14 protein-coding genes are annotated in these 17,642 nt (G+C 53.3%); 12 read left to right on the top strand and 2 right to left on the bottom strand.

What is annotated here, in order from left to right; translation table 11 throughout:
• Positions 1–545: 545 nt before the first annotated feature.
• The 12 genes from NP596_RS05945 (at position 546) to NP596_RS06000 (ending at position 15,293) form a co-directional block, all read left to right on the top strand.
• Positions 546–893, top strand: coding sequence for a GTP-binding protein (locus NP596_RS05945; protein WP_305891694.1), 348 nt, complete (start codon positions 546–548; stop codon positions 891–893).
• Positions 886–1,131, top strand: a complete 246-nt coding sequence (locus NP596_RS05950; RefSeq protein WP_256614362.1) for a hypothetical protein — start codon at positions 886–888, stop codon at positions 1,129–1,131. The genes NP596_RS05945 and NP596_RS05950 overlap by 8 nt, the downstream gene beginning before the upstream one ends.
• The gene (locus tag NP596_RS05955) at positions 1,128–2,642 is read left to right on the top strand and encodes a DUF1826 domain-containing protein (protein ID WP_256614363.1); all 1,515 of its coding nucleotides are present in this window, start codon (positions 1,128–1,130) and stop codon (positions 2,640–2,642) included. The genes NP596_RS05950 and NP596_RS05955 overlap by 4 nt, the downstream gene beginning before the upstream one ends.
• Positions 2,643–2,652: 10 nt before the next feature.
• Positions 2,653–4,362 (top strand): formylmethanofuran dehydrogenase subunit A, encoded by a 1,710-nt coding sequence (locus NP596_RS05960; RefSeq protein ID WP_256614364.1) that lies wholly within the window; start codon positions 2,653–2,655, stop codon positions 4,360–4,362.
• 2 nt (positions 4,363–4,364) lie between these two features.
• Positions 4,365–6,149, top strand: a complete 1,785-nt coding sequence (thrS, locus tag NP596_RS05965; protein ID WP_256614365.1) for a threonine--tRNA ligase — start codon at positions 4,365–4,367, stop codon at positions 6,147–6,149.
• The gene (gene queD / locus NP596_RS05970) at positions 6,146–6,559 is read left to right on the top strand and encodes a 6-carboxytetrahydropterin synthase QueD (RefSeq protein ID WP_256614366.1); all 414 of its coding nucleotides are present in this window, start codon (positions 6,146–6,148) and stop codon (positions 6,557–6,559) included. Before thrS ends, queD begins: the two co-directional genes overlap by 4 nt.
• Positions 6,556–7,368: a GTP cyclohydrolase FolE2 gene (gene folE2, locus NP596_RS05975; RefSeq protein ID WP_256614367.1), complete on the top strand. Its 813-nt coding sequence runs from the start codon at positions 6,556–6,558 to the stop codon at positions 7,366–7,368. Before queD ends, folE2 begins: the two co-directional genes overlap by 4 nt.
• A complete protein-coding gene (locus NP596_RS05980; protein ID WP_256614369.1) occupies positions 7,365–8,354 on the top strand; it encodes a CobW family GTP-binding protein in 990 nt (329 codons plus the stop codon). The genes folE2 and NP596_RS05980 overlap by 4 nt, the downstream gene beginning before the upstream one ends.
• Before the next feature lie 388 nt (positions 8,355–8,742).
• Positions 8,743–9,018, top strand: coding sequence for a type II toxin-antitoxin system Phd/YefM family antitoxin (locus tag NP596_RS05985; protein WP_256614371.1), 276 nt, complete (start codon positions 8,743–8,745; stop codon positions 9,016–9,018).
• A gap of 2 nt (positions 9,019–9,020) precedes the next feature.
• The gene (locus tag NP596_RS05990; RefSeq protein ID WP_256614372.1) at positions 9,021–9,437 is read left to right on the top strand and encodes a putative toxin-antitoxin system toxin component, PIN family; all 417 of its coding nucleotides are present in this window, start codon (positions 9,021–9,023) and stop codon (positions 9,435–9,437) included.
• A 780-nt stretch (positions 9,438–10,217) separates the two neighbouring features.
• Positions 10,218–14,048 (top strand): AAA family ATPase, encoded by a 3,831-nt coding sequence (locus NP596_RS05995; RefSeq protein WP_256614373.1) that lies wholly within the window; start codon positions 10,218–10,220, stop codon positions 14,046–14,048.
• A 264-nt stretch (positions 14,049–14,312) separates the two neighbouring features.
• The gene (locus tag NP596_RS06000) at positions 14,313–15,293 is read left to right on the top strand and encodes a CobW family GTP-binding protein (RefSeq protein ID WP_256614374.1); all 981 of its coding nucleotides are present in this window, start codon (positions 14,313–14,315) and stop codon (positions 15,291–15,293) included.
• A 412-nt stretch (positions 15,294–15,705) separates the two neighbouring features.
• On the opposite strand, the gene NP596_RS06005 is transcribed toward NP596_RS06000, so the two are convergent.
• Both NP596_RS06005 and NP596_RS06010 read right to left on the bottom strand, forming a co-directional pair.
• Positions 15,706–16,167, bottom strand: coding sequence for a single-stranded DNA-binding protein (locus NP596_RS06005; protein WP_256614375.1), 462 nt, complete (start codon positions 16,165–16,167; stop codon positions 15,706–15,708).
• Positions 16,168–16,202: 35 nt separating this feature from the next.
• Positions 16,203–17,588 carry an MFS transporter gene (locus NP596_RS06010; RefSeq protein WP_256614376.1) on the bottom strand — a complete coding sequence of 462 codons (1,386 nt, stop codon included), beginning with the start codon at positions 17,586–17,588 and terminating at the stop codon, positions 16,203–16,205.
• Positions 17,589–17,642 lie beyond the last annotated feature (54 nt).

The following is a 17,642-nucleotide window of genomic DNA, read 5'->3' on the forward strand; positions in this document are numbered from 1 at the left end:
AGATGGAGCGCTGCAGCCGGCCACTTTGCGATATTCAGATAACTGAAATTCAATGATCAAGAACGTCAGGTTTATGGCGTCATGCTGACATTAACACTTGAATTTTTAATTCAGCATCTTGACTTCCGTCTATATGGCGTCGGACTCAATTCTCCGAAAGCGGGAAATCCTAACCAAAATCTTTATCCATATCGCTCGTCGCTTAAGGGGAAATATTGGCGCATCAGAACGATATGTTATATTGTAACAATTACGATTAAAGATGTACTATATGCTTTACCGCAACCCATAAATAATGGGATAGCAGGAATTTACAGAGGCAAATGACCTACATGTTTGATTGCATATCCAAAACGAAGGCCAATCTGTTTACAACAAAGATCGTATTCAGCTTCCTTCTTACTGTGCAAGGTTTGTCCGAAACCAGTCCCTGCCGTAAGCGAAACCAGACTTTAAATTCTGTAAGTTACCCTGCTAACCAAGATGTAGTCATAGGCCGACTAAATCTTAGTTACAACCAATAAAAGTTTTAACATAGCATTGCAATGACATTGATTCCGAATCAGACACTCTCCGGCAAACTGCCCGTCACCGTGCTTTCCGGCTCTCTCAGTGCCGGCAAAACCATGTTGCTCAAACATATTCTCGGCAACCGCGATAACCGTCGACTAGCAGTCATAGTCAACGACATGAGCGAAGTCAACATCGACGCCGCATCGGTTAAAAACGAGGTGCAATTGAATCGCGGCCAGGAAAAACAGCTCGAAATGAGCAACGGCTGCATTTGCCGCACCCTCCGCGAGGACTTGCCGACCGATGCCGAATTGGTGGCCGGCCCGGACGCCTGGCGCAACTACCGGGATGATTTTCCGCAATGGTTTGCCGATGGCTAGCATCGACACCTACTTGCACATCATCGGTATCGAGTTGTTGGCGATGCTGGCCATCGTGCAGGCGTTGATCGATGCGGGTAAAACCAAGCGAGCCTTATCCAGACTGTTTCTGACTGTACTCGGTTTTATGCTCGCGCATTTCGCCGCGCACATATTGCCCAACACCCTCGCCGAATTTATCTACAGCTCGCGCCACGAATATCACTCGGTCAAACCCTTCGCATTACATCGAACATGACGATTGCTTTAACCACCCTGGCCGGCACCATCGCTGCCTGTCTCGCCGTCAGCTTGTGCTCGCTGTCGAGTGCGATTGCGCTTTGGCTAAAAACCGAGACTTTAAAATGGCTGGTACCCAATCTGGTGGCCCTGGCTGTCGGCGTACTGCTGGGCGATGCCTTCATTCATCTGATTCCCGATGCCATTCAACGCCATGGCGCGGTCAGCGAGGTCTGTCTGACTGTGCTGATCGGCATGTTTGTTTTTTTCGTGTTGGAAAAAGGCGTGCGCTGGCGACACGACCACAATGTCGACTGCAGCCCAACGGCCGATCACATTTTGCCCCTGGCGAAAATGAATCTGATCGGCGACGCCATGCACAACTTTGTCGACGGCATTTTGATCGCCGGCAGTTTTCTGGCCGATCCGGTCATGGGGCTAACTACCACGCTGGCCATCGTCGCCCACGAAATTCCGCAAGAGTTGGGCGACGTCGGCGCACTGCTGCGCGGAGGTTATTCGCCACGGCAAGCAGTGCTCTACAAACTTTTACTGCTCGCTGAGCGTGTTGCCTGGGGCGATATTTACCTTGCTGCTCAGTCAGGCCGCCGAATCTTCCTTGATCGTGTTGCTGCCGATAGCCGCCGGCGGCTTCATCTACATCGCCGCTTCCGACCTGATCCCCGTGTTGCACGAGCGTTCCAGCCTGGCCCATCTCGGCGGTCAAAGCGCGGCTTTTGCCTCGGGCATAGTTTTCATGCAATTCATTGTTTTTTTCGAACAAGCCTTACTGGCTGCCTAAGGAGTTTTTCAATGTTCGCCCGTGTTCCATTTCGTCAACCTGACATTGCATCATCCCTCATTGCCGGCGGATTTCGACCGCTATTCAACCCCTCGGCAACCAGGACCGTCATCTCCAATCAGTTCGCCGATTTGTCGCGCATTTATGAAGACGGCGTCAATCTGTGCCTGATCGAACGGCCGTTACCTGCCGCTATAGAGCAATTCGTCTATCGGGCTGTGCAGGATGCCGGCCGCGTTGAGATTAGCCAGCCGGTCGATCAGCTGCATTTCGACTTCAATCGCTTATGGCCAAACGCAGCTCAACTGCCCGGCTATCACCTTTGGCTGGAGGATGTAGAGATGCTGGTCTCGGCGTTCTGCGAATTGTTCGACCGCCGTGAAGCCGGTTTGCGCCTGCGTACATTGGATAAAGCCATGTGCCCGCGTTTTCACGTCGACCGGGTGCCGGCGCGAATGATCTGCAGTTACGGCGGCATCGGTACTGAATGGTTGCCTGAATATGCGCTCAATCGCCATAAACTGGGCATGGGCGGCTGTGGCCAACCCGATGCCGAATCCGGTTTGATTGCCGATCCGACCGCAATCCGGCAAATGCCGGCTTACGCGGTGGGGCTGATGAAGGGCGAAAACTGGGAAGGCAATGAAGGCCACGGCCTGGTGCACCGCTCGCCGCAACCCACCGCCGTGCAACCGCGACGTCTGTTGTTGACCCTGGACATGTTGTAAGGACACGGATTTGCTGATCAAGTTGAGTGGCGGGCAAATTTTCGATCCCGCGCAAAATCTGCATGGCGAACAACGCGACCTGTTCATCCGTGACGGCTTGATAATAACCAATCCCGGTCCGGACGCTCGCTTCGACACCGTTTACGACCTATCCGGCCAAATCGTGATGGCCGGCGCGGTGGATATCCATAGCCATATCGCCGGCGGCAACGTCAACACCGCGCGCATGCTGTTGCCGGAGCAACACCGCAACCACATGGCGCGCCGCTTAAACCAGCCGTTTTCCACCGCCAAATGGTCCAGTACCGACACCGGCTACCGCTACGCCCGGATGGGTTACACCACCGTGGTCGAGCCGGCCATGCTGCCGGTCAACGCGTTGGACGTGCACCTGCAAATGGCCGACATCCCAATCATCGACACCGCCGCGCTGGAGATTCTGGGCAACGACGACTTGCTGCTGCGGCTGATGCGGGCCAAGGCCGGCCAAAACCAAATCAACGATTACGTGGCCTGGACCCTAAACGCCACCCGCGCGCTGGGTTTGAAAGTCATCAACGCCGGCGGGGCCAATGCGTTTAAAAGCAACGTGCGCCAATTCGATCTGGACGACATCGTGCCGGATTACGGCGTCAGTTCCCGGCAAATTCTGCAAACCCTGCAAACCGCCGCTTGCCAGCTCGGCGTGCCGCACCCGGTGCATGTCCATTGCAACAACTTAGGCATTCCCGGCAACGTCGAGACCATCGTAGCCACCATGGAAGCCGCGCAAGGCCTGCCGATGCATCTGGCCCACGTGCAGTTTTATGCTTACGGCAACGAGGGCGCCAAGGGCTTTTCTTCGGCGGCCGCGCGATTATTGGAAGCTTTCAACCGCCACCCCAACATCACCATGGATGTCGGCCAAGTGCTGTTCGGCCAGACCGTGACCATCTCCGGCGATGTGATTGCCCAATACAGCCGTCACGGCGACGCCAGCCCCAACAAGTGGATGATGTGGGACGCCGAATGCGAAGGTTCCGGCGGCGTGGTGCCGTATCGCTATCGCGAAGCCAGCTTCGTCAACACGCTGCAATGGGCGATTGGTTTGGAGTTGTTTTTACTGGCCGAAGCCCCGGAGCGGCTGTTTTTCACCACCGATCATCCCAACGGTGCACCGTTCACGGCTTATCCGGAATTGATCCGGCTGCTGATGGACGCCGATTATCGGCAAGCTTGCATGGCCCGGCTGAATCAGGAGGCATTGGCCTTAACCCTGTTGCCGAACCTAACCCGAGAATTTAGCTTGAGCGAAATCGCCACCATGACCCGTTTCGCCGCCGCGCGCTTGCTGGGCTTGCGCGACCGAGGTCATCTCGCCCCCGGCGGCATTGCCGACATCGCTGTATACGACCCACAGGGCTGTGGGAAGTGCGGCAAAACGCCGGGAGCGTTTGTTGCCCAACCGCAAGCCGACTATCGAGCCATGTTCGCCGATGCCGCCTTGGTGTTCAAAAGCGGCCACTTGGTAGTCAAAGACGGCGAAGTCATTGCTAGGCCGACCGGTAATGCTCACACCGTTCAGCCCAATTTCGACCCGCGCATCCAACGCGATATTCAAAACCATTTCGACCGCTTTTACAGCCTGAAATTAAACAACTTCAAAGTCGACGATGTCGCTTTTAGCGTCGAAGATAGCCAGCGTTTCCGCAACGTCGACGTGAATCAATCAACCAATTAACCATGACTTCCTCAGCAGACCAAACCGAAGACTCTCTCGACACCTTACGCCACGATACCGCGCACCTGATGGCCCAAGCCGTCAAGGAACTCTATCCTGATACGCAAGTAGCCATTGGTCCGGCTATCGAAAACGGCTTTTATTACGATTTTGCCTTTGCCGAACCGTTATCCGTCGACGCCTTGCTCGTCATCGAACAACGCATGCGCGACATCGTCGAGCGTGCCGACCCTATCACCCGCGAACAATGGAGCCGGGAACAGGCGATTGCCTTTTTCAGTCAGTGCAACGAGTGTTTCAAGCTGAAACTGATCACCCGTATTCCCGAACATGAGACTATCTCCGTCTACCGACAAGGGCAATTTACCGACCTGTGTCGTGGCCCGCACGGTGCGGATACCGGGCAAATTGGACTAGCCTTCAAACTGCTCAAATTGACCGGCGCCTATTGGCAAGGCGATCACACGCAGCCCATGCTGCAGCGTATCTACGGCACGGTGTGGCCGACACAAACCGAGCTGGATTGCCATCTCAAGCAATTGGGGGAAGCGGAATTACGCGACCATCGTCGCCTGGGCAGAGAGATGGACTTGTTTCATTTTCAGGAACAGGCACCCGGCTCGGTCTTCTGGCATGCCAAAGGCTGGCGATTGTTTCAGCGCTTGATCGGTTATTTGCGGCAACGGCAGACGGCGGCGGGCTATCAGGAAATCAATACGCCGGACGTGATGGACATTGGCCTGTGGCAGGCCTCCGGGCACTGGGAGAAATTCGGCGAACACATGTTTACCACCCAAACCCCGGATGAGCGGGTGTTTGCGCTGAAGCCGATGAACTGCCCCGGCGGCGTGCAGGTATTCAAACAAGGCCTGCGAAGCTATCGGCAATTGCCACTGCGGTTGGCGGAATTCGGCAAGGTGCATCGTTACGAGCCGTCATGCGCCTTGCACGGCTTGATGCGGGTGCGGTCTTTTACCCAGGACGATGCGCATATCTTTTGCAGCGAGCAGCAAATCACTCAAGAAAGCCTGGCCATCTGCGAGCTGATTTTAAGCATCTATCGCGACTTCGGCTTTCACGACATTCGCATAAAATTTTCCGACCGGCCGGCGCAACGGGTGGGTGGCGATGCGGTTTGGGATCAGGCCGAGCAGGCCTTGATTCAAGCCATGCAAACCAGCGGACTGCCGTATACGCATAACCCCGGCGAAGGCGCGTTTTACGGACCGAAACTGGAATTTGTGCTGCGCGATGCGATGGGCCGCGATTGGCAGTGCGGCACCTTGCAAGTCGACCTCAATCTGCCGGACCGTCTGGGAGCCAGCTATATCGACGCCGACGGCAACAAGCAAACCCCGGTGATGCTGCATCGAGCCTTGTTCGGCTCCCTGGAACGCTTTACCGGTATCTTGCTGGAGCATTACGCCGGTTGGCTGCCGTTCTGGCTAGCGCCACTGCAAGTCGTGGTCGCGCCCATCAGCGAACAAACCGAAACCTATGCGCTGGAAGTTGCCGAGCAATTAAACAGCGCCGGTTTGACGGTGGAAACCGACTTACGCAACGAAAAAATCGGCTACAAGATCCGCGAACACAGTTTGGCCAAAGTGCCGCTGCTGATCGTGGTCGGCCAGCGGGAAATGCAAGACGGCCATGTCACGCTGCGCTGGTTGCACGGCGGTCACCAGCAAACCTTGCCGTTGGCGCAAGCCCTGATCGAACTGGCCGCGCAAAACCGCTACCCGTCTTCCCTACACACCATTGACTCACGACACGTTGAAAATCGATGACAATAACTGAACAAACCCCGTCCACCTGCGGCCTCTATACCCTGAAAGTTCACGCGCAATTTTGCTCCGCCCATGCCTTGCGCGAATATCCCGGCGATTGCCGTCGCCTGCATGGGCATAACTGGAAAGTCGAAACCGAAGTACAAGCCAAGGTGCTGGATGACATTGGTATCGCCATCGACTTCAAAGCCATCAAGGCCGCGACCCGACAACTGGCGGATAGTCTGGATCATCGGTTTTTGAACGACATCAAGCCCTTCGACCGCATCAACCCCACCGCAGAGAATTTGGCGGCCTGGTTTTACCGCCAACTATCGGCCACCCTGAACAGCGCGCATGTCAAAGTTGCTGCCGTCACACTATGGGAAACCGACAACGCCTGCGTGCGTTACAGCGAGGTGGCCGCATGAACATCAGCGCCATCGAAGACATTCAAGGCCGCGCCGACAGCCGCCGCATCGCCATCGACAAAGTCGGCATCAAGGACATCCTGCACCCGGTGCGGGTTAAGGACAAGAGCTGCGGCGAACAACATACCGTCGCCCGCTTTGATATGTACGTGAATTTGCCACATGATTTCAAGGGCACGCATATGTCGCGCTTCGTCGAAATATTGAATAGCCATGACCGGGAGATCAGCATCGCCTCATTCCCGGTCATGTTGCAAGAAATGCTGTCCCGGCTGGAAGCCGAATCCGGTTATATCGACATGCGCTTTCCGTACTTCGTCGACAAGGCCGCGCCGGTCAGCGGCGTGCGTAGTCTGCTGGATTATCAGGTCAGCTTCATCGGCGAAATCGACAGTACCGGCTGCCGGATCAAAGTCAAAATCGTGGTGCCTGTCACCAGCCTGTGCCCGTGTTCCAAGGAAATTTCAGAGCGTGGTGCCCACAACCAGCGCTCGCATGTGACGATTACCGTGTCGGCCAGCGAATTTATCTGGATTGAAGAACTGATCGCGCTGGTGGAAGCCGAAGCCTCGTCACCGATCTATGGGTTGCTGAAACGCCCGGATGAAAAATACGTCACCGAATATGCCTATGATCACCCCAAGTTCGTCGAAGACATGGTCCGCGACGTGGCCGCCAGATTGGAGGCGGAGCCCCGCATCGCCGCCTATTCCGTGGAATCGGAAAACTTCGAGTCTATACACAACCATTCCGCCTACGCATTAATCGAACGCGACAAACGACAAATCCAGTCGCAAGGAAACTTATGAACCGCATTCTCAACTTCCCGGTGCCAGTCACCATTCTGACCGGCTTTCTCGGTGCCGGTAAAACCACCTTACTGAACCGCATTCTGACCGAACACCACGGCCGCCGTATTGCGGTGATCGAAAACGAATTCGGCGAAACCGGCATCGATAACGAACTACTGGTGCAGGCCGACGAGCAAATCGTGACCATGAACAACGGTTGCATTTGCTGTACGGTGCGCGGCGACCTGGTGCGCATCCTTGGCGAATTGTCCGACCGCCGCGAAAATGGCGACATTCACTTCGAACGGGTCATCATCGAAACCACCGGCCTGGCCGATCCGGCGCCGGTGGCGCAAACCTTTTTCATCGAGCAGGACATCGCCGAAAACTATAAGCTGGATGCCATCGTCACCGTGGTCGACGCGGTACATGCTCATCAACAATTGCAAGAACACCACGAAGCGCAAGAACAAGTGGGGTTTGCCGATCGCATCCTGTTGTCGAAAACGGATTTGCAGGAAGCCGAAGTGATCGCCGATCTGGAAACACGACTGCGGACCATGAACCCCAGAGCACCGATCAAACGCGTGCATTTTGGCGCAACCGAGCTGAGTGACATTCTGGACATCGACGGCTTCAACCTGGACGATATACTGAAAATCGAACCGGACTTTTTGGAGGACGTCAGCCACGAGCATGAAGACGACATCAGTTCATTTGTATTTCGCACCGACAGGGAGCTGGATGCTGCGCGCATACTCGCATTTCTGGACATCATGGTTCGCGACTATGGTAACGACCTGTTGCGCTATAAAGGTATTTTGAATATCGCCGGCTGCGACAAGCGTGTCATCTACCAAGGCGTACACATGCTGATGACGCAGGATTTTGGCGCCCCCTGGCAAGACGGCGAAGCCAAGGCATCAAGCCTAGTGTTCATAGGCCGCAATTTGCCCAAACAGGATATGCTGGAGGCCTTGGAATCGTGCCAAGTGGCGGCTTGATGCTTTGATTGGTTCTAAGATCAGCCTATAAACCAAAAAGCTTCAAATTCAATGTAACTGTTCAGTATGGGTTCAGAAGTGATCCTCCCCCTTTGAAAAAAAGGGGGATTTGAGGGGATTTATTTGAAAAATCTCGTTGTATGCGTCTGTGTCAGCAGTTGAGCCATTTCTGCCGGTTAAGAAGGGCCGCTTTATGGCGATGAATATGGTGGAATGAAGCTCGGCAATTAGCGTAATCAGGTCGCCAATTGATCTAAAAATAACCCTGTTGAACGCCCAATTTCCCGGCCAAACGTTGACATGGGCTTAAATTAATGATCAATTTGCCATTAACTTAATAAATCATTATGATCAATATGATCTCGGTTTCTATAATAAGAGCGTTATTATGATTAATGAAGTAAATGCTGTTGCTTTTCGGCAAAATCTAGGGGAAATGTTGAATCAAGTTCAATACCGGCATGATTCAATTTTAATCAAAAAGGACGGGAAACCAGTGGCGGCACTGGTCGATGCGCAATTATTCGATCGAATTCGCCGTTTCAAAGATCGATTTGATCAATTAAGTCAACAAATGGCCGATGCTTTTGCAAACGTGCCTCAAGAGGAAGGGCTAAATGAAATTGATGCCATAGTTTCAGAGACTAGGCGTTCTCAATTTTAGCTATGACGCAAATTTACATTGTCCTCGATACCAACGTTTTGCTTTCCGGCACCGCCTATCCCAACTCGATACCGGGCAAAATCGTTTCCGCTTGGCGAAACGGAAGCCTGGAAGTTGTTCTTTCCCAATATATCTTGGATGAATTGCAGCGGGTTTTACCGCGGCTCAATCACCGTCTTGCTTGGTCAAGTGTCGAAATTCGCGACTTTGTCGATAGCCTGACTTTCCTTGCCGATCTGGTCGACCCGGTGGAAACAGCCGAGCCTGCACTCCGCGATAGTGCCGACCAACCCGTACTGGGGACTTTTCTGGCTGCAAAAGCCAATTACCTTGTTACCGGCGACAAGGACTTATTAGCCCTATCCGCGCACTATCCCATCGTTACCCCGGCCCATTTTTGGCAATTGCATGGCGGATGAGCCGATTGCGTTGAACATGGCTGCCATACTTTAGATTAAGGATAAGCTTTGAGTCTTGCAGGCGTGCGTTCCAATCGAGGCGATCATTACCAAACCTTAGTCGCGTTTGACTGGGCGTTAAGCATTTTGGTTGATGAAGCCTACCATTGGCTGGAAGTTGATTCCACGGCACTGGATGCCAGCGGAAAACCGATACCCGTAGACGATGTGGTAATCGGTTGCGCTGATGGTAGCCTGATAGCTTGTCAATGCAAAAAGAACCAACCCGATTTTAAACCGTGGTCGATTGCCGACTTAGGCGATGAGTTGGTAAAAGCCTCACGATTCCTGGCAGCTAATCCAAAGGCCCAGCTCAAGTTTTACTCTCGTAACGATTTTGGCGACCTTGCTAAGTTGCGAGAGCATGCGCGAACACAGCCTAATACTGCTGCTTATCAGCAAAGTCTAACATCCCATCATCGTAAGACCGATGTAGCCTTGGCTCAGCGATTAACTGAGACACCTAGCCTGACGACATATGATTGGCTCCACCAAACTTCGTTTGAAGTTTCCAATGAATTCGAACGCACGGAAGAGCTTCTAAAAGAACGGCTACGGTTTTTAGCGACCAACGCCGAGATGGCTTTCAGCGCTCTCAAGGACAAACTGAGCAACCTTGGTGCCTGCATCGGCGAAGGCGGTTCATCGGCTCCGCCCTCGCATCGACTCAGCAAAGCCGATCTTATAGACATATTGGAAAAATCTGGCGCAACGCTAGCGCCGCCAATGTCGCAACAACAAATGCAACAATCGCTTGCCAGCGCCTCGACAGTCGGACGTTCATGGCGGCGAGATATTTCCGGTACTCGTCTGCATGTCGATACCGCCGCTGAATTGATAACAGCCATTGAATCGACGGATCGCTCAATACTGCTCAGCGGAATTCCAGGTTCGGGCAAGACCTGTGTGCTGTTGGAGCTACAGGAAGCGTTGGATCAACGTAACGATTTGGCCTCTGTGTTTATCCAAACCCGCGAATATGCCTGTTGCCTGACACCCGAAGCACGGACCGCACACGGCCTGCCCGCAGACTTGGTCGGCCTAATTGCCCGGATGGCGGACAACAAACCCGTGGTTATCGTCATCGACTCGCTGGATGTGCTTTCCTTGTCCCGCGATCATGTGGTTTTGGATTTTTTCCTGGCGCTGATGGATCGCTTGCTGCTGATTCCCAAGGTCACCCTGATCGCGGCTTGCCGGGAGTTTGACCGAAAATATGACCGCCGTCTGGCCGAGCGCAGCTGGGATAAGGTCGTCAACACCCAGCCTTTAAATTGGGATCAGGTCGTTGCGCCTATCATCAATACCTTTGGCATTGATCCACAAACGCTGGACTCGATGACGCAAAGCTTGTTGCAAAACCCGCGTGAACTGGCGATGTTTGCCGATATTGCCAAGCAAACCGGCGGCTTTAATGTTGCGTCCAGCCAGGCGCTGAGCCGTAAGTACCTGGAAATAGTTGTTCAAAACGACAGTTTGTTGGGTGATGAAGCTATGGCGGCACTCGAAAAAATCGCCGGCAAGATGTTGAAAACCCGCAAGCTGGACATTGTTCGGGTGCAAGCAGCGTTGCCGGATAACATGCGCAAGCGATTATTGAGCGCGAATGTGTTGCACGAAAACCAGTTCGGCAATATCGAATTCGGCCATCAAACCTTACTGGATGTACTGGTGGTCAGTGGCGCGCAACGCAACGATTTGACACTGAAGGCCTTTATCGAACAACTGCCTGCCGTACCGTTTGTAAGGCCAACCATACGTGCCTATGTCGCTTATCTGGCGGCAGGCGATAGAAGCAGTCTGCGTAAGCAACTGCGGGCGGTTTTCGATAGTCAAGCCGCATTTCATATCCGCCGCTTGGTGGCCGAATCCCTGGCCGAGTTAGTCCCACAGGATGACGACTGGTCTTTGCTCAAACACCTGCTTAGCCAGCATCGCGAACTGTTTACCCCGTTGTATTACCAAGCTGCATCGCTGGAATGGCATCGTTTTTGGCTCAAATTTCTTATCCCTAACCTGTTGCAACAACGTGATGCACAAAGCCTGTCACTACATGTGCAGCATATCGGGCTTTGGAAAAATGCCGATCCCGAGGCTGTCGTGGCTTTCTGGATGTTGGCCTTGCAACAGGAATGGGCGGATCGTGAGCAGTTGGCGGACAACTTAAAGTTTCAGTTGCACGATTTCGACTTTCGTACCCAAACTGTTGTTGCTGCCTTGATCGAAACATTGCTGAGTTATCCGCGCCGTGATCACGATTTTCTTGGCCGAGCCATTGCCCGATGCGTGGAAGCAGGCGGCGCCGACGACACATTGTTGTGGCACTATATCGCCGGCGACATCCAGCCGGATGATGTGTTGAAATTTCATTTCAGCCAAAAACTCAGATGCGATCCGCATGTGTTTGACAATCAAGATTTCCTGGCCAACCGCATGCAGGAATCCGAATGCCTGCTTAATCTGGCTATCGACGCAGTTGAGCGGTGGAGTGCGATAAAAACCGAACACTATTATGGCAAGCGGGAATTGGGGACGCATTTCCTGAATTTCACTTCATATGAATATACCCACAGCCAACACGATACTTATCATGTTTCCGCTGAAAATGTGCTGTTTGGCGCCATGGAAAAATCCATTATCCAGCATGCCAAACAACACTCCATCTGGTGGCAGGCCAATCGACAAAAGCTTTGCCATAGCCGGGAATTGGCGTTGCGCTATCTGGCACTGTTGGCATTGATCGAATCGCCCGAGCCGAATCTGGCCGAGGTGTGTGGTTTGCTAACCGATCAAGAAATGCTGACTTCGGATTTGAGTTTCGAGTTGGGCAATTTGATCCAGGCTGCTTTCATATTCCTGCAACCGATGGTTCAAGATGCAATTGAAACCGCAATCCTGTCATTGGGAGGCAATCAAAATCCTGCTGAAAATCCGCGGATACTTGGGGCGAGAGCGAAATTATTGGCGACCATTCCGGTTTTCTTACGATCACCCACTGCTCAAGCAACCTTGCTTGAATGGGAGAAGACCTTTGGTCCCTGTATCCGTCAGCCGCATATCGGTTCGCGGGGTGGCACGGTGCGAGCTCCATTTTCTTATGAGCTGTTTCTGGAGTTTTCCGACGTAGGTATATTGAAACTTCTAAAACACTATCGAAATGATACCGGCCGCGATTGGGGCGAGGATTTTCTGGTGGGCGGCACGGAAGAAGTGGAATGGCAATTGCGCGAGGCCGCTTCGCGTAGTCCAATGCGTTTTATGCATTTGTTGGCCGAAAATTGGGCCGATATACCCGAACGTTTTACCGATGACATCCTGGATGGCGCGGCAAGTTTTCTGCTAAATCGTTACGGCAATCGTCGTCCCGCCGACAATCAGTGGGAACCTGTAGAACAACCCGACCCACAACAGCTAGCAACCGTGCTTCTCGATGAGATTGAAAGGCATTCGACACACTGGCGACATGATCGAGTTGCCGCCAACGCATTGGAAGCCTTCGCCAACGTAATCGAAAACGAGCAAGAAACAAAGCGTCTCATTTTTGCCGCCATTGGCTTTATCGATTTACAGGAACATAGCAACAACGACGATAGGGATCTGATCGGCGAGGGCATCGGCATGATACGCGGAAAGATAACCGAAGCTCTCATGATTGTGGCTACGAATTGGTCGGAAAAACAGAAGCCTTTCCCGCAATTGCTGGTGCCGGCGTTGAGGCGTTTGGCTTGCAACCCGGAGCCAGCCATCCGCGCCTTGATTCTGCGCCGTTTACCTTATCTGCAAAGTCACAGTCCGGAACTGGGTTGGGAATTGTTTCATTTGGCACTTTCCGAAGAAGAGCCTAAGCTTTGGAAGGAGGCGGAACCGTGTCTGTATTACGCCTATCATCAACGTTTTGCCGAGGTCGGCGCGGTATTGCAGCGGATTGTTTGCCATGAATTGGGCGAGCCGTTGGAAACCTGGGGCCGGATTTCGGCGTTAGCGGCGTTTTCAGACTATATCGATTTTCAGCAGTTTATTCACCAATTAGAGACACTCGCCAGTATCGAGGCCTGGAAAGGCGCGGCAACGGTTTGGACTCACAAAGATAACCATGCCCGGCATGCCGAACAATGTTTGGCCGGCATCCGTGCGGGCCTAAATCAGCCGAATGGGTTTGCTACGACTATAGCCCGGGAACTGTCGTCGTTGTTTGATAAAGACCAACCAGCAATCTGCATTTCTTGGGATATTGTCGATCTGTATTTCTCGGCTTACGAACAAGATCAGAGTGACGAACGTTTTCGTCTTTACGGTTTCGACGAGTGGCTAAATGCATTATCGCAAAGCTATCCCGATGAAAGCTTGGCGGCCGCCGAACGGTTTGCGGTGTTTATGCGTGGCGGTAATCATCCCGTTTATGACCGTGGGCCACTTTCCCAGCTATTGACCCGATTATTCCGGGAAGCGGAAGAAAGGGAAGAATCTGACGATGGCCGGATGCTGTGCCGGGTTATTGCATTGCAAGATGCGTTTTTGGCTATCGGTGTTAATGGTTTGCAAGATTGGTTGCGGGATGCTGAGCGGCCTTAAGCGGCTCTCAATTCGATATAGTCACTTGCGGATATCGGAAATGGTACTTTGCCAATAACCGGTATCGGCAAGCCTAGAACCCTATTCGAATATTTCAACGAGGCCGAAACCTTGCCAGTTATTGATTTATCATGTTGAAGCCGATTTTCATCAATGGCAGCTTGGTTTAAGACTTTTACCCATAAAACAGTTAATCCTGCGAGCTTAGCCCGACGTTATTGAGAACTACTAAACCGCGTTCATGAACCTTTTCTGCAGCAACTTATGATGGAATTAACCAAAATCCCCGTTATCGTTGTCACCGGTTTTCTCGGCAGCGGCAAGACCACGCTGTTAAACCGCTTGTTGGCGGACGGGGTGAAAACGGCGGTGGTAATCAACGAGTTCGGCGCTACGGCTATCGATCAGGATTTGCTGCTAAATCAGGACATTCCGATGACGGTGCTATCGGGCGGCTGCTTGTGTTGCCAGATCAAGGGCGCGTTGGCGCCGACTTTGAAGAATTTGTGGATGGCTTGGAATAAGACAGACACCAAGCCTTTCGAACGCATCATTATCGAAACCAGCGGCGTTGCCAGTCCGGAACCCATTTTAGACACACTACTGCGCGAACCCTGGCTGTCCAAACGCTACCGGTTGCAACAAATCGTCGCCACGCTGGCGATTCCGTCCGCCATTACCCAACTGGAGCGCCACGCCGAAGCTCGCGCGCAAATGGCTTGGGCCGACCTGTTGCTACTGACTCACGCCGATCTGGCCGATGCCGCGCAACACGCGGAACTGATCGACTACTTAAAGCTGCAGGCACCGGCTACGCCAACGCTGACGGCTACGCGCGATCCGTTTGATACCTCCACGTTGCAAAGCAAGACGCCACCGTCTTTCCGGCGAGTTCCCTCCGGGCAAGCCTTGCCGGAACACGGCTTTCGCAGCGTGTCGCTTTATCTGGAACACACGCCGAGTTGGCCTCGGTTGCAGGCCACTTTGCAAGCCTTGTTGACCAACCATGCCGATGACTTGGTTCGCATCAAAGGGGTTGTTTATTTCCCCGAGTGTGCCGAGGCGTTTGCGGTGCATGCCGTCGCCGGACATTTGTATCCACCCATTCAGTTGCCGGAACGTCCGAACCTGGATAGGCGTAGCCGCTTGGTGTTGATCACGGTTTCGAATCCCGAACAATTGGCCAATGAATTATTAATCCACTTGGGTGTGGAACGCAGTCAAAATCCGATACGGCTGCATTGAGAATTAAGTTGGCAATTGGGGGAAGGTGGACTTGGTCGTCAGTTGCCGTTTGGCGGAGGTTAGGCGAATTTAAAAATTTATTGGCGATAAAAAATATCCCCAACCGATAGCCTTAATTTTTGTCGTGTCGCAATTCGACAACAGGAGTTATTTAGAGATTCTGCACTCTGTGATTTCAAGATTTGAATGGCGGCTATACCGGTCACGGCAGACATAGAAGGCTGACATGTCTGACTGGCAGAAGGGGCATAGCCAGACAGTCACGGCGGTAATGCGATTTTATCCAAAGTGACAGCGGCTTTGCGGCTGGAATCAGTGGCCCGCCAGCCCATACAAACCGTTGCATAAACCAAAAAGGCCGGCAAAAGCCGGCCTTTTTGGTTATTCGCTGCATTTCTAAAAATGCATCGGATCAAAACGGAATATCGTCGTCGAAATCGTCGTAACTGGCGGGGGCCGGTTGCGAAGAATTGGACGGTGCAGGGCGATTATTGTCATAACTGCTAGCCGGCGGGGCGTTATCGGCATAATTAGCGGTACCGCCGCTACGGCTGTCCAACATGTGCATGTTGTCGGCGACGATTTCGGTGGTATAGCGGTCCTGGCCGTCCTGCCCTTGCCATTTCTGGGTGCGGATGCGGCCTTCGACATAGCATTGACTGCCTTTTTTCAGGTACTCGCCGGCGATTTTGGCCAAGCCGCTGAAGAACACCACCCGATGCCACTCGGTCTCTTCCTTGCGTTCGTTGGTGTTACGGTCTTTCCAGCGGCGGCTGGTGGCCAGGCGAATGGTGGTGATGGCGTCGCCGCTCGGCATATAACGCACTTCCGGATCGGCCCCCAGGCGGCCGATCAGCATGACTTTGTTCAACATGATTGTCTCCCTATAAAAAACTTAACCGCACCGGCTTATCGCCACTGCTTTAAAAAAATATTCAATTCGTTTTTGTTCAGCCGCTGGCTATCGACTTTCAGATAAGCGGTACTTTCTTCGAAATGCAAACGCACTTCCTCGACACCGTTGATGGCTAACAGCTGCTTGGAAAATTCGCTTCCCCGTTCCGGTTTGACGGTTTGCAGCGACAGCAGCAGGTTGGCGAGATAACGCGGCGGCGACATGAATAACGCAATTAACGCCCAGCTGGCGGCCACGGCGGCGGAAAATATAAACACCGCGCTTGGCCCGTATTCGCCGTACAGCCAGCCGCCGCTGGCGCCGCCCAGAAAAGCCCCCATGAATTGCGAGCTGGAGTAGATCCCCATGGCCGTGCCTTTCAAATCGCCCGGCGCGGTTTTGGAAATCAGTGACGGCAGCGTGGCTTCCAATAAGTTAAAGCCGCAGAAAAACACCCACAGGCAGGCAATCAAACCGATCAACTGGCCGTGCAGCAGTATGAAGCCCAAATTGGCAAATACCAGTGAAACCACGGCACCGACGAAGACGGTCTTCATCCGGCGCTTTTTCTCGGCGATGATCACGAACGGAATAATGGCCGCCATGGAGGTCACCAGCACCGGCAAATAAACCAGCCAATGTTTACCGGCCAGCAGACCGGCGTCGCGCATCAGCAAAGGCACCACCACGAAGCTGGCCATCAAGATCAGATGCAGCGAAAAAATGCCGTAATTAAGCCGCAACAAATCGGCGTTTTTGATCACCGAACTCAACTCGGACGGAATATATTCGGCGTCGCGGTGCACGCTGATCTTTTGCGGATTCGGCACGATGAACAGGACCACCGGTACCGCCAGCGCCGCCAGAATCGCGATCAGCCAGAATATGCCGCTGATGCCGAAGTGGTGGGCAATCACCGGTCCCACGGTCATCGCCACCCCGAACGACACGCCGATACTGGCGCCTATGGTGGCCATGGCTTTGGTGCGATTGACTTCCTGGGTCAAATCGGCGAGCAAGGCCATCACCGCCGCCGACACCGCGCCGCAGCCCTGCAGGGCGCGGCCGATCAGAATGCCGTAAATATCCGTCGCCAAAGCCGCCACCACGCTACCGGTCAAAAACAGCAGCAAACCGATGACGATAACCGTTTTACGATTGAAACGATCCGACCATAAGCCGAACGGGATTTGCAGCACGGCCTGCGTCAGGCCGTAAATACCCATGGTCAAGCCGACCAGTTTGGGTGTCGAGCCCGGCATTTGTTCGGTAAACAGCGACAATACCGGCAGCAACATGAACAAACCCAGCATTCTGAGCGAATAAATACCGGCCAGCGAAACCGTTGCCCGCTTTTCCATGCGCGTCATTGCACCCGAAACATCCTGAACCTGTGTCAAACCCCAACTCCTCTTTGCCTTGCATCGTGAAAGACACGTATAGTATCAGGTTCT

The sequence above is a fragment of the Methylomonas rivi genome (genome assembly GCF_024505165.1).
GTDB lineage: Bacteria > Pseudomonadota > Gammaproteobacteria > Methylococcales > Methylomonadaceae > Methylomonas > Methylomonas rivi.